This is a genomic window from Chryseobacterium urinae (genome assembly GCF_030518295.1).
Taxonomy (GTDB): Bacteria; Bacteroidota; Bacteroidia; order Flavobacteriales; family Weeksellaceae; genus Chryseobacterium; species Chryseobacterium mucoviscidosis.
On sequence record NZ_JAULSJ010000010.1, the window covers coordinates 1 to 14,069 of the forward strand.

The 14,069-nt window shown below is 37.3% G+C and carries 9 protein-coding genes and 1 riboswitch; of the genes, 1 reads left to right on the plus strand and 8 read right to left on the minus strand.

Annotation, left to right across the window (positions count from 1 at the left end; translation table 11 throughout):
• Nucleotides 1–16: 16 nt before the first annotated feature.
• The 8 genes from metF to QWT87_RS07885 all read right to left on the minus strand — a co-directional run bounded on the left by metF (nt 17) and on the right by QWT87_RS07885 (nt 11,066).
• A complete protein-coding gene (gene metF / locus QWT87_RS07850) occupies nt 17–976 on the minus strand; it encodes a methylenetetrahydrofolate reductase [NAD(P)H] (protein WP_087707902.1) in 960 nt (319 codons plus the stop codon).
• A gap of 5 nt (nt 977–981) precedes the next feature.
• On the minus strand, nt 982–2,394 hold the full coding sequence (locus tag QWT87_RS07855) for a P-loop NTPase fold protein (protein ID WP_302715466.1): 1,413 nt from the start codon (nt 2,392–2,394) through the stop codon (nt 982–984).
• 3 nt (nt 2,395–2,397) lie between these two features.
• Nucleotides 2,398–5,064: a methionine synthase gene (gene metH, locus QWT87_RS07860; protein ID WP_302715468.1), complete on the minus strand. Its 2,667-nt coding sequence runs from the start codon at nt 5,062–5,064 to the stop codon at nt 2,398–2,400.
• A 4-nt stretch (nt 5,065–5,068) separates the two neighbouring features.
• Complete coding sequence (locus QWT87_RS07865; protein WP_302715470.1) at nt 5,069–6,160, minus strand: fatty acid desaturase family protein; 1,092 nt, start codon at nt 6,158–6,160, stop codon at nt 5,069–5,071.
• A gap of 83 nt (nt 6,161–6,243) precedes the next feature.
• Nucleotides 6,244–7,254 (minus strand): homocysteine S-methyltransferase family protein, encoded by a 1,011-nt coding sequence (locus QWT87_RS07870; protein WP_302715473.1) that lies wholly within the window; start codon nt 7,252–7,254, stop codon nt 6,244–6,246.
• Nucleotides 7,255–7,343: 89 nt separating this feature from the next.
• Complete coding sequence (locus QWT87_RS07875; protein WP_302715475.1) at nt 7,344–8,546, minus strand: O-succinylhomoserine sulfhydrylase; 1,203 nt, start codon at nt 8,544–8,546, stop codon at nt 7,344–7,346.
• Nucleotides 8,547–8,581: 35 nt separating this feature from the next.
• Nucleotides 8,582–10,126, minus strand: a complete 1,545-nt coding sequence (locus QWT87_RS07880; RefSeq protein WP_302715477.1) for an ACT domain-containing protein — start codon at nt 10,124–10,126, stop codon at nt 8,582–8,584.
• Nucleotides 10,119–11,066, minus strand: coding sequence for an alpha/beta fold hydrolase (locus QWT87_RS07885; RefSeq protein ID WP_302715480.1), 948 nt, complete (start codon nt 11,064–11,066; stop codon nt 10,119–10,121). Before QWT87_RS07885 ends, QWT87_RS07880 begins: the two co-directional genes overlap by 8 nt.
• A gap of 57 nt (nt 11,067–11,123) precedes the next feature.
• Nucleotides 11,124–11,231: riboswitch (SAM riboswitch) on the minus strand.
• 187 nt (nt 11,232–11,418) lie between these two features.
• Between QWT87_RS07885 and QWT87_RS07890 the strand changes: the two genes are divergently transcribed.
• Complete coding sequence (locus QWT87_RS07890) at nt 11,419–14,034, plus strand: MGH1-like glycoside hydrolase domain-containing protein (RefSeq protein ID WP_302715483.1); 2,616 nt, start codon at nt 11,419–11,421, stop codon at nt 14,032–14,034.
• Nucleotides 14,035–14,069: the final 35 nt, after the last annotated feature.

Genomic DNA, 14,069 nt, shown 5'->3' on the forward strand with positions numbered 1-14,069 from the left:
TTCATTTTTCACTTTATTAGAATAGCGCTCCGGCTACTTTTTTAATATTATCACTCTTCCCCATCGAATAAAAATGCAGAACCGGAACTCCGAATTCCAGCAGTTCTCTGCATTGTGCGATTGCCCATTCGATTCCGATTTGTTTTACGGCTTCATTATTTTTGGCATTTTCGACTTCATTTATTAAATCTTCCGGAAGATCAATTTTAAAAATCTGAGGTAAAACCTTTAAATGCTTTTTCGTAGCAATTGGTTTAATTCCCGGAATAATCGGAACCGTGATTCCCATTTCTCTGGCTTTCTGAACGAATTCAATGAATTTTTTATTATCGAAAAACATTTGGGTTACGATATAATCTGCTCCCGCATCCACTTTTTGTTTCAGCCATTTCAGATCATAATTCATGGATGGTGCTTCCATGTGCTTTTCAGGATAACCGGCAACGCCGATGCAGAACTTATTATGCTCATCACAAATTTCATCCTGATTATGCAGATATTTTCCTCTTCCCAGATCATTAATCTGGTGAACCAGTTCCATTGCGCTTCCGTGACCTCCCTGAGTCGGCTCAAAATACTGATGCCCTTTCATCGCATCGCCTCTGAGAGCCATCACGTTATCAATTCCGAGATACATACAGTCAACCAGAAGATATTCTGTTTCTTCTTTGGTAAAACCTCCGCAAAGCAGATGCGGAACGGTATCTACATTATATTTATGTTGAATGGAAGCACAGATTCCCAACGTTCCGGGACGCATTCTGGTAATTCTGCGTTCCATTAATCCGTTTCCCTTGTCGATGTAAATATATTCTTCTCTGGAAGTCGTAACGTCAATGAATGGCGGTTTAAATTCCATTAAAGGATCAATATTTTTATAAAGATCTTCAATCCCTATTCCTTTTTGCGGCGGAACAACTTCGAGGGAGAATAAGGTTTTTCCGTTTGCGTTTTTTATATGGTCTGTGATTTTCATTTATTCTAAAAAATTTCGTTTATTTGATTATATTGGTTTATTACATCCTTAAAAAACGACTTGAAATCCGCGATTTTAAAATCACCTTCAAATTTATATTGGTAGCCATCATATTTTATAGTAAAATTATAAGGTGTGCTAAAAACCTGATTTCCTGTATCATTAATTGACTTTCTAAGATTAATAAATAAGTACATTTCTCCTAATGTCTTTTGAAATCTCGAAAGCTGTTGGAATTCAATATTTGTTACATATGTCAAAAAATTATAAGTGTTGCCAAAATATCTAACAACTGTCTTTAATAGAGAGTAAATTGGTTGAAACGAAGAAAATATTCCTACATTCTGATTATTAGCAATAACAGTAAATCTTTTATCGACATTTAATGTGTAAAGATTTGAAATACCTAATCTTGAAAAATCATTATTAAATAACTGTCTTGCAGAAATATAATTCTTTTTGATGGCATCGTAAAAAATAAATCTTAAAAATTGAACATACTCAACATCGTGTTGATCTTGTGGGAAATTTTGATTAAACCAATTAACATAATCAACATTAGAGTAATTATAAACTTCTGTTGTATAAAATTTATTTATATATCCAAAGAAGTCTACATTTTCGCCATAAAAATGGTGATAAATATGTTTGATATTGTTTATATCACAAACTAAAATAACCTTTTCGAATCCAAATTTATTTTCGCCTAATTTATCATGTGCAGAAAAGATATTTAAGATTCTAAAAATATGCTCTGGATCAATTCTATCTAAATCATCAATAACCAAAACAGGTTTTTTTTCTGTTTTTGTTTCAATACCTTTTACTAATCTATAAATAAGCTGGGAAACTGCGTTATTTTCGTACAGAGAACCAATTTTTAATTCTTCCTTATCAAAAAATTGTTTAATAATTTTTAAATCCGGATTTGATTCTATTTCTTTTTTAAAATTGTCAAAATCATTTTTGTTAATTTCAGAAATTTTTGAAACTAATTTTCCTATATTTTTGATCATTGAATAAGATTTAGGTAATTGTTCTTCAATGACTGTTTCTCCTAATAAATCAACATTTGAAACAAAATCATTCAAAAATTTATTTGAAAAATATTGATAAGCTAAATTTCCTACTGGAAAATCAAAATCGTCAAAATCAACACTATTTTTATCTAAAATTTGAAATAATATATCAAACTTTATTAATTCAAAAATATCCTGATTACTTGAAACTGAATAATTAACTGGATTAAGAAAAATGGGGAAATATTTATCCTCATATTTTTGTTCTTTAAAAAATTCACTTAAAAAATACGATTTACCTATTCCAAATTTTCCAGAGAAAATAATTCGATTATTATTTTCAATACTTAAATGATCTTCAAATTTTTGAAAAACTTTTTCTATTAATTCTTTTCCCATAATTTAAATTCCATCTGCCAAATTAGGATTCAACCACTTTCTCGCTTCCTGCAAAGAAATTCCTTTTCTTACGGAATAATCTTTCAATTGGTCTTCTGCAATTTTCCCCAATCCGAAATATTTGGCGTGCGGACTTCCGAAATAGTATCCGGAAACCGAAGCAGTCGGGAACATTGCTAAACTTTCCGTCAGATAAACTCCGATATTTTCTTCCACTTTCAGTAAATCCCAGATTGCGTGTTTTTCTAAGTGATCCGGACACGCAGGATAACCCGGAGCGGGACGAATTCCTTTATACTTTTCAGCAATTAGTTCTTCGTTGGTTAAATTTTCCTGATTGGCATAACCCCAATATTCCGTTCTTACTTTTTTATGTAAAAATTCTGCGTAGGCTTCTGCAAAACGGTCTGCCAAAGCTTTCACCATGATCGCGTTGTAGTCGTCATTCGCTTTTTCGTATTCCTGCGCCAGTTCATCCGTTCCGAAACCGGTTGTTACACAGAAAGCTCCCATATAATCGGTTTTTCCTGAACTTTCAGGGGCAATAAAATCGCTTAACGCCAGATAATCTTTTCCTTTTGAACGCTGAGCCTGCTGTCTCAGGGTGATGAACTTCGTTTTTTGATCGTTGTTTTCATCAAAAATTAAAATATCATCCGTTTCGTTGGAATTGGCTTTGAAAATTCCGAAAATAGCTTTTGCCGTTAATAACTTTTCATCCAAAATTCTTTTTAAGATTACCTGTGCATCTTTGAACAATTCTTTTGCCTGAACTCCTACAACCTCATCTTCTAAAATTTGCGGATATTTGCCATGAAGATCCCAGCTTCTGAAAAAAGGCGACCAATCGATGAAAGGCAATAATTCTCTCAGATCCTGATTTTCAACAACGGTAATTCCTAACTGATTAGGCATAAAAATTTGTTCATTTTCCCAGTCGATTTTAAACTTATTCTGTCTGGCTTCTTCAATAGAAACATAGTCTTTTTCTACCTGTCTGTTCAGGAACTTTTCACGAAATTCGGAATATTCACTTTTCAGATCATCAACATATTCTTTATTTCTATCGCCCAATAATGAACTTACCACGTTTACCGCTCTGGAAGCATCATTGACGTGAACTACTGCATTTTTATATTTTAAATCGATTTTCACGGCTGTGTGCGCTTTTGAAGTCGTTGCGCCACCAATCAGCAAAGGGAAATTTAAATTCTGTCTTTCCAGTTCCTGTGCGATGTACACCATTTCATCCAGACTCGGTGTAATTAATCCACTAAGTCCGATCACATCGACTTTCTCTTCAATCGCAGTCTGAATAATTTTTTCAGCAGGAACCATTACACCAAGATCCACAATTTCGTAGTTGTTACAACCTAAAACAACGCTTACAATATTTTTACCGATATCATGAACGTCTCCTTTTACCGTTGCCATCAAAATTTTTCCGTTGGCTGGTTTTGTTCCGTCTTTTTCGGCTTCGATGAATGGCTGTAAATAAGCCACCGCTTTTTTCATGACCCTTGCAGATTTTACCACCTGCGGTAAAAACATTTTTCCGCTTCCGAACAGATCTCCCACAACGCCCATTCCGGTCATTAAATTAATTTCAATCACATGAAGCGGTTTTTCTGCCTGTAGTCTAGCTTCTTCCACATCTTCCTCGATAAAACGGTCGATTCCTTTTACCAAAGCATGGGTGATTCTTTCCTGTAAGGGATGATTTCTCCATTCTAAATCTTCAACCTTTTCTTTCTTAACGGATTTATGCTTTTCGGAATACTCAAGAAGGCGTTCTGTAGCATCTTCTCTTTTATCGAGAATCACATCTTCAACAAGCTCCAGAAGTTCTTTATTAATTTCATCATAAACTTCCAGCATCGCAGGATTTACGATTCCCATATTCATACCTGCCTGAATGGCGTGATACAGGAAAACCGAGTGCATCGCTTCTCTCACCGTATCATTTCCACGGAACGAGAACGAGACATTGGAAACTCCCCCGCTCACGGATGCATACGGAAGATTCTGACGAACCCATCTTGTTGCTTCAATAAAATCGATGGCATTTCTGCGGTGTTCATCCATTCCTGTTGCCACAGGGAAAATATTTAAATCGAAAATAATATCTTCTGCAGGGAAATTTAAACGATTCACTAAGATATCATAGGAACGTTTTGATATTTCGATTCTGCGTTCGTAGGTATCGGCTTGTCCCACCTCATCAAAAGCCATGACGATCACGGCTGCTCCGTATCTTTTGATGGCTTTTGCCTGTTTGATGAATTCTTCTTCACCACCTTTTAAGCTGATGGAATTGACCACACATTTTCCCTGTGCAACCTGCAATCCGGCTTCCAGAATTTCCCATTTTGAAGAATCGATCATGAGAGGAATTCTTGCGATGTCCGGTTCTGAGGCAATCAGGTTTAAAAATTTAATCATGGAAGCCTTTCCGTCGATCAGTCCATCGTCAAAATTAACGTCGAGAATCTGTGCACCGCCTTCAACCTGATGACGTGCAATATCGAGCGCTTCCCCGAATTTTTCTTCTTTTATTAATCTTAAAAATTTCTTTGAACCGGCAACGTTGGTTCTTTCCCCAACGTTGATAAAGTTACTTTCCGGTGTAATAATCAAAGGCTCAAGCCCCGATAATCTTAAATATTTCATCAATTTATTCTTCTAAAATAAAATATGCATTATTTGCATTTTGCTTCAGCAAATCCACATGTTTGCCCAAAGCGGTGGTCATTGGAAATCTTTTGTATGCTAAGCCGTGTTCTTTGGCAAACTGCTCGATTTCTTCTGTAATTTCATTATAATAGGCATAACTATAATTCGGAAAAAGATGGTGGGCAACGTGAAAGTTGAAATTTCCCAAAATATTCCGCACAAACCAGTTATTTTCTTTTAAATCGTTGGTGACTTCAAACTGATGGTGAAGCCAGCTAAAAGGAAGTCCGTTTTTCTCATCAAGTTTCGGGAAGGCATTATCGGGAAGCGGATGCAGTGGCAACAATACAAAAAGCGCAAAAATACTCGCTGCAATTACCTGTAAAAACCACGCTCCCAAAGCCAAGCCTAAAGAGACTTTAAAAAACAGAACGGGAACGGCAATCTGATAGAAAAAGTAAAACAGCTTATACGCCACCATTTTAATTTTTTCTTTTACCGGAATCGCTCCCTGTGTTTTCAGGATCACTCTTTCGTTATCAAAAAAATCTCTGAAATCGCGAATAAACATCCAGTTGAACAGATATAAAGGATAGACCAGAAAGAAAAAGAAATGCTGATATTTCTGAATTCCTTTTGCTTTGATCCACGGAACAATTAGTAAAAGTCCGCTCTGCTCAATGTCTGTGTCCCAACCGTCTACATTGGGATAGGCGTGATGGCTTGCGATGTGTCTTTTCTTCCAGATGTAGGAGTTGGCTCCCACAAAATCGAAAATCTGTAAAACCAGACTGTTCAGTCTTTTACTTTTAAAAATATTATTGTGAGCCGCTTCGTGAATTAAATTCAGATAAATTAAAACCAGAGAAAGCCCCATTAAAATAAAACTCAAAACGTAGACAGAAGGCTGATCTGCATGTAGAAGAGCAAAGACATATAAACCAAAATAGACCAAAGGCAGAATAACTGCTTTGATCTGAATATAAATGTCCCTGTTTTCAGGAATGGATTCTACTCTTTGGTTCACTTTTTTTCTGAGTTCATTAAATAATCTGGCATCTTCCGGATCTTTAAAGTAAATAGGTTTTTCCATTATATTTAATTTTGTGTGATAATTAAAGATAATATTAAAAACTGTTCCTTTTTCTTATGATTTAATTAAAAAATTCTATTATTTCAGACCAATTCCTTCAATTTTCTTGGTGGATATTGCGAAACCAGATCTGCAATTGCCTTGATATGTTCCGGCGTTGTTCCGCAGCAGCCTCCAATGATGTTGATTAATCCTTTTTCTACATATTCTTTGATCTGACTCGCCATATCTTCCGGAGTTTCATCATACTTCCCGAAAGCATTGGGTAGACCTGCATTCGGATAAGCTGAGACAGCAAATTCTGAATTATGAGCTAAAGTCTCCAGATAAGGCGTTAATTGATTTGCTCCTAAAGCGCAGTTAAAACCTACACTTAAAAGGTTTAAATGAGAAACTGAGATCAAAAATGCTTCTGCTGTCTGTCCGCTCAATGTTCTTCCTGAAGCATCGGTAATGGTTCCTGAAACCATGATCGGAATTTTGATGTTTCTTTCGTCCTGAAGTTCGTCAATAGCGAAAAGGGCTGCTTTTGCATTCAATGTATCGAAAATGGTTTCTACCAACAGAATGTCCGATCCTCCGTCTAATAAAGCTTCGCACTGCTGTTTGTAAGCAATTCTCAGTTCATCAAAAGTAATGGCTCTGTATCCGGGATCGTTTACATCGGGGCTTAAACTTGCGGTTCTGTTGGTTGGGCCGATAGAACCTGCCACAAATCTTGGTTTATCCGGATTTTTCGCGGTGTACTCGTCGCAGGCTTTTCTTGCAATTTTTGCAGATTCGTAATTCAGTTCGTAAACGAGATCTTCCATGTGATAATCTGCCATGGCAATGGTTGTTCCTGAAAATGTATTGGTCTCAATGATGTCTGCTCCCGCTTCGAGATATTTTTTGTGAACTTCTTCTATGGCATGAGGCTGCGTTAAAGACAACAAATCATTGTTTCCTTTTACCGGATGTTCCCAGTTTTTGAAACGTTCGCCACGGTAATCTTCTTCTTCGAATTTATACCGCTGAAGCATGGTTCCCATCGCTCCGTCGAGAATTAAAATTCTTTCGGATAATGCTTTGTATAGTTGTTCTGAATTTTTCATTTATTATTTATTTCGTCGTGAATCAATTCGCTGATATTTTCCATAGGTTGCACCTACGGTTATTGTTATTGAACCCTTCGGGTTCGTTGTTAATCCAACGCCTGTTTTAAATCTGCAATGATATCTTCCACATTTTCCAGACCTACCGAACAACGAACCAGACCTGCAGTAATTCCGACTTCGTTTCTTTCTTCATCGGATAATTTGGAGTGCGTTGTAGAAGCGGGATGCGTTACAATAGTTCTTGTATCGCCTAAGTTTGCGGAAAGGGAACACATTTTTATTTTATCTAAAAAGTTTCTTCCGCCTTCAATTCCTCCTTTGATTTCGAAGGCAACGATGTTTCCGCCTAATTTCATCTGCTTTTTCGCAATTTCGTAGCTTGGATGAGATTTTAAGAACGGATATTTTACTAATTCTACATTGGGATGGCTTTCAAGAAACTCAGCTACTTTTAAAGCGTTCTCGCAATGTTTTTCTACGCGAATTGCCAGTGTTTCGAGACTTTTAGACAAGACCCAAGCGTTGAAAGGCGACATTGCAGGTCCTGTATTTCTGGCGAAAAGATAGATTTCACGGATCAGGTCTTCTCTTCCGACCGCTACTCCGCCCAAAACACGACCTTGTCCGTCAATTAATTTGGTTGCAGAGTGCACCACGATGTCTGCTCCGTATTTTATCGGCTGTTGCAGATAAGGTGTTGCAAAGCAGTTATCCACAACGAAAATTAAGTTATGCTTTTTTGCAATCTGCCCGAAAAACTCTAAATCCAAAACCTCAATCGCAGGATTGGTAGGTGTTTCCAGATATAAAATTTTCGTGTTGGGCTGAATATATTTTTCTACATTCCCAGCATCTTCTGCTTTAAAATAGGTTGTTTCGATATTCCATTTCGGGAAATATTTTGTGAACAAAGTATGCGTAGAACCGAAAACGGACTGACAGCTTACAATATGATCTCCGGCATTTAACAAAGTCGCAAATGTGGAGTAAATCGCAGCCATTCCTGTGGCAAAAGCATACCCTGCTTCTGCGCCTTCCATTTTGGCAATTTTATCGGTAAATTCTGTTACGTTCGGATTCGAAAAACGGCTGTATAAATTTTTTGGTTTTTCTTCCGCAAAGCTCGCTCTCATGTCTTCCGCATCCTGAAAAATAAAGCTGGATGTGAGATACAAAGGGGTTGAATGCTCATCAAACTGGGTTCTTTCAGTCTGGGTTCTTATGGCAAAGGTTTCAAAATTGGTTGATGGTTGATGGTTGTCAGTTGATAGTTTTTCTTCGTTATTCATCACTAATACATTTTACATTTGTACTTTTCACAGAATCATTTCGTTTCACTTACTCTTAAAATGTCTCCGAATACACCTCTTGCCGTAACTATTGCGCCGGCGCCGGCTCCCATGATGACGATTGGGTTTTCTCCGTAACTTTCGGTGTAGATTTCGAAGATTGAGTCTGAGCCTTTCAGTTGTCCTAAAGCGGAGGTTGCCGGAACGGAAATTAATTTCACATCGAGTTCTCCTTTTTCTTTCTGCAAATCTCCGTGAAGATCTCCCACATATCTTAAAACGTGTCCTTCTTTCTGATTTTCTTTGATTTTCTGATATTCCGCATCTAATTCGTCCAGTCTTGAAAGGAATTCTGATTTGGAAACAGAAAGCAGATTTTCAGGAACAAGATTCTGAATTTTAATATCTTCAAACTCATTGATTAGATCTAATTCTCTCGCCAAAATCAATAATTTTCTTCCCACATCGTTTCCTGACAGGTCTTCTCTCGGATCGGGTTCTGTATATCCTTTTTCCAACGCTTCATTGATGATGGTGGAAAACTTATCGTCTCTCAAAGAAAAATTATTGAAAACATAGCTTAATGTTCCCGAGAAAACGCCTTTAATTCTTGTGATATTTTCTCCTGAAAGGTGTAGAAGTTTAATGGTGTCAATCAATGGTAAACCGGCCCCCACATTGGTTTCGTAGAGATAGCGTCTGTTGTTTTTGTTCAACGTATATCTTAGTTGACGGTATTCTGAAATGGGAAGGGTGTTAAAAATTTTGTTGGAGGAAACGAGATCGAAGCCGTTTTCCGCCAAAGTGTGGTAATTTTTTACGAAGTCTTTGCTTGCGGTGTTATCCACAACGATTAAATTTTCAAGCTGATTTTCTTTGGAAAACCTAATGAGTTCCTGAACATCGGAAGGTTTTTCTGCTGTTAAAACCTCATCATTCCAATTGCTGTCGAATCCTTTTTTGTTGAATGCTATTTTCCTGGAATTGGCGACTGCAACTACTTTCAGGTCTATTTTTTTTCGTCTTTTAATTTCTTCCGAAGATTCCAAAACCTGCTGTATTAAGGTCTTCCCTACGTTTCCGTGACCGATGATTGCCAGATGAACGGTTTTCGGTTTTTTGGAAATTTCAGATTCGATGATATTTTTTGCTTTTTCGTCCTGTGAAGATGTCACAACGATATTTACCCGTTTTTCGGCTGCAATCTGGTTTAAAAGCAATGGGAAAACATTATTTCTTGCGAGTTCCGCTAAAACTTTGTTGAAGTCTTCTGCAACAAATCCTAACACCGACACATTATTGATGCTGTATATCTGAGAAACTTTCCCCGATTTTCTTTCTGGTTCAAATTCGTCAATCAGACAATTGACTGCTTTTTCGGAATCGTTTTCATGAACTAAAATGGAGATTCCGTTTTCAATTGCCTGCTGGGAAATTACTCCCACACTGATTCGCGCCAAAGTAAGCGCTTTAAAAATTCGTCCGTCGATCCCGATTTCACCTAAGAAATCTTCTCCTTCAAATTTGATGATGGATCTGTTTTTTAAAAATTTTATTTCGTTAGCATTAATCTTACTCATTTTTCAAAATATTTTTAATGATCGTATTTAATTGTTTATATTCCATTAAGAAGGCATCGTGCCCATGAACTGAGGTGATCTCGTGATAGAAGACATCTTTGTTTTTCTCTTTCAGCCTTTCAAAACACATTCGGATTTCTGAAGCGGGGAAAAATAAATCTGTATCTACAGAGATCATGTGCATTCGCGCCTGAATTTTTTCCAAATGTTCTTCATTGGCATTGATATTCATCAGCAAATGATTCATGAGCTTGTATGATTTTAAACTAAATCTTTCGTTTAAAGCTTTTCCGTGATAAACAAGCCAGTCTTCCGACTCTAATCTCTGCTTTTCTTCACTGAATCTGTTTTGAAATCTGTTATTTAACGATTCAGGTGTTCTGTAACACAGCATCGCATGAATTCTTGCTTTTTGCAATGGTTCATCGTTTTGGTTTAGTAAAAATTTCTGAACGAGACACTGTGCATGAAGCCAGTCGTGGGTTTTAAAATCGCAGGCTACCGGGATGAAAATTTCGGCAAGTTTTGGATTTTTCACTAGCATTTCCCAACCGATTCCGCCTCCTAAAGAACCTCCAATAATGGCGTGTAAACTTTTGATATTTAAAATTTCAAGACCTTTCAAAAATATGTTTGCTATATCTGAGGGCGTGAAATCTTCACATTTATCAATAAAAAAATCATCAAATCCGTTTCCGGGAATATTGAAGCACAGAACGGTGTATTGGTCGGTATCGATTACCTGATGTTCTCCAACCAGTTGTTTCCACCATCCTTTTTCTCCGGAAACATTGGAATTTCCGGTTAAAGCATGATTCACTAAAATGATCGGGGCAGAAAACAGGTCTTTCCCGAAAAGCTGATAGCTCAACGGGATATTGTATTCCTTTTGGGAATCGGTACGATACGAAAAATTAATATGTTTAAGTTCTGTTTTCAATTCTATTATTTTAATACAATTGAAAATGCCACAGGAAATGGCTGAAAGAACTTCAGTGAGTTATCTGTCCAAAATAATTCTGGTAGAACGTAGCACCTTCATTGCTTGCGCAAAGGGTTGCTAAGGTTTCATAGGGTCTAATCCCTCAACCTTTCTTGATAACATTTTCAATATTTGAATGAACGAATGGTGCAAAGATAAAACTTTTCTTTTAAATATTTATAAAAATTTAATTTAATCTTACAAACCCCGATAAACAGAAGGCTTTCAGGGAAATATTAATAATAATTCAAATTTCGTGAGTTGGAATTTTTTCGCAAAAAAACTAACTTCGTAATGAAAATGATGAGATATGATTGCTGAAAAACAAAGATTACAAGACACAAACTGGAAAAACTGGGGACCTTACGTGAGTAACCGGCAATGGGGAAATGTACGCGAAGACTACAGCCCGAACGGCGATGCATGGAATTTCGCCAATCACAATAACGCAGAAAGCTATGCCTACCGTTGGGGAGAAGAAGGAATAGCGGGAATTTCTGATGCAAAGCAGCTTTTCTGTTTTGCGCTTTCGTTCTGGAACAAAAAAGATAAAATGGTGAAGGAGCGCTTCTTTGGACTGAGCAATCCACAGGGAAATCACGGAGAAGACATTAAAGAACTATTTTATTATCTGGATAATACACCTACTCACAGCTATATGAAAATGGTGTACAAATATCCGATTAATGCGTTTCCGTATGATGAACTGCTTTCTGAAAATGGAAAAAGAAGTAAAAAGGAAGCGGAATATGAAATTTTCGACACCGGAATTTTTGATCAGGATGAATATTTTGATATTTTTATAGAGTACGCTAAAGCAGAATACAACGATATTCTAGTAAGGGTAACGGTCTGCAACAGAAGCAATATAGTGGCTCCGATTGTAGTGGCTCCCACGGTGTGGTTCAGAAATAACTGGAAATGGGGTTACAATACATATAAAGGACAAATCAATGCTTCTCATGAAGGCTGCATCACCATCAACCATGACAGTGTTCCGATAAAAAAGTTTTATTCAAGAAATATTGCCGCGGAAAGTGTTTTCTGTGATAATGAAACCAACAGTCCGAAATTATATGGAACACCCTATCCGGGAAATACTTATTACAAGGATGGCATCAACGATTATATTACTTACGGAAGCAACACCGTGAATCCTGAAAAGAGAGGAACAAAAGCTTCTTTTTTAATTGATGAAGTTATTGAAGCCGGACAATCGAAAACGTTTGATTTCAGATTGTCTCCCAATGAACTGGAGAATCCGTTTTATGAATTTGATGAGATCTTTAACAGCAGAGTTGCTGAAGCGGATGAATTTTATGCCGAAATTCAGAATGATGTTTCTGATGACGATGAAAAAAACGTGCAAAGACAGGCTTTTGCAGGACTCCTCTGGAACAAGCAGTTTTATCATTATAATGTAGGAAAATGGCTGAAAGGCGATCCGAATTTTGAAGCTCCCAGAAATTTCAACCATTATGTCCGAAACACGGAGTGGAATCATATGCACAATAAAGACATCATCTCGATGCCTGATAAATGGGAATATCCTTGGTATGCAACTTGGGATCTTGCCTTCCATTGTGTTCCGTTTGCGATTATTGATGCGGAATTTGCGAAAGGACAGCTTCTTTTATTAACGAAAGAATGGTATATGCATCCGAACGGACAGCTTCCTGCCTACGAATGGAATCTGAGTGATGTAAACCCGCCCGTTCATGCGTGGTCGTGCTTCCGAGTATTTAAAATTGATGAAAAGCAAAACGGCAAACCTGATCTTTTATTTTTGGAAAAGGTTTTTCAGAAATTATTGTTAAACTTCACATGGTGGGTAAACCGAAAAGATAAAAACGGAAAAAATATTTTCGGAGGCGGTTTTCTTGGGCTTGATAACATCGGGGCTTTTGACCGGAATATGGTGTTAAAAGACGGACAGCATCTGGAGCAGGCGGACGGAACGAGCTGGATGGCAATGTACGCTCTGAATATGATGCGGATTGCCATGGAGCTGGCTCAGTATTATCAGGTGTATGAAGATATGGCGATTAAATTCTTTGAGCATTATCTTTATATTGCCGAAGCCATGGAAAATCTGGGGGAAGGAACAAAAGGGCTATGGAACGAAGAAGACGGCTTTTTCTATGACGTGCTTCAGCTTGGGAACGGCGACAGTGTTTCTCTGAAACTGAGAAGTATTGTGGGATTGATTCCTATGTTTGCCGTAGAAATTATCGATCATCATCTGTTGGATAAAATGCCCAACTTTACTACCAGAATGGATTGGATTCTGAAAAACAAACCTGAACTTACGAAACTTGTTTCGCACTGGGAAGAGGAAGGTCATGGAAGAAAGCATCTGATGAGTATTCTGAGGAAAAACCGTCTGACAAAAGTTTTGACCAGAATGCTTGATGAGAAAGAATTTTTAAGCCAATACGGAATTCGGGCAATGTCTAAGGTATATGAAGAAAAACCATTCAAATTTTCTGTTCATGGCACTGAAAATGTAGTTTATTATACGCCTGCAGAAAGTGACAGCCGAATGTTCGGAGGAAACAGCAACTGGCGCGGCCCGATCTGGTTCCCGATCAATTTCCTGATTGTAGAAAGTTTGCAGAGATTCCATTTCTATTACGGAAACAGCATGAAAGTGGAATTGCCGACCGGAAGCGGAGAGAAGAAAAATCTGGATGAAGTCGCTCACGATATCAGCAACCGACTTTGTTCTATTTTCCTAAAAGACGAGAATGGAGAACGTGCTTTCAACGGAGGAAATGCTAAGTTTAATTATGATGAAAATTTTAAAGATTACATTACCTTCTTCGAATATTTTCACGGAGATAATGGTCGCGGCGTAGGAGCTTCTCACCAGACAGGATGGACAGCTACGGTTGCCAAGCTTTTGAAGCCAAGATTGTTGATGTAATATTAACTAAACATAAATTTTAACAGGATATTTCA

Bases quoted from the DNA above. Each gene is read 5' to 3' on its own strand.
- metF (WP_087707902.1), bottom strand. From the start codon at position 976: ATGAAAATCACAGACCATATAAAAAACGCAAACGGAAAAACCTTATTC.
- QWT87_RS07855 (WP_302715466.1), bottom strand. From the start codon at position 2,394: ATGGGAAAAGAATTAATAGAAAAAGTTTTTCAAAAATTTGAAGATCAT.
- metH (WP_302715468.1), bottom strand. From the start codon at position 5,064: ATGAAATATTTAAGATTATCGGGGCTTGAGCCTTTGATTATTACACCG.
- QWT87_RS07865 (WP_302715470.1), bottom strand. From the start codon at position 6,160: ATGGAAAAACCTATTTACTTTAAAGATCCGGAAGATGCCAGATTATTT.
- QWT87_RS07870 (WP_302715473.1), bottom strand. From the start codon at position 7,254: ATGAAAAATTCAGAACAACTATACAAAGCATTATCCGAAAGAATTTTA.
- QWT87_RS07875 (WP_302715475.1), bottom strand. From the start codon at position 8,546: ATGAATAACGAAGAAAAACTATCAACTGACAACCATCAACCATCAACC.
- QWT87_RS07880 (WP_302715477.1), bottom strand. From the start codon at position 10,126: ATGAGTAAGATTAATGCTAACGAAATAAAATTTTTAAAAAACAGATCC.
- QWT87_RS07890 (WP_302715483.1), top strand. From the start codon at position 11,419: ATGATTGCTGAAAAACAAAGATTACAAGACACAAACTGGAAAAACTGG.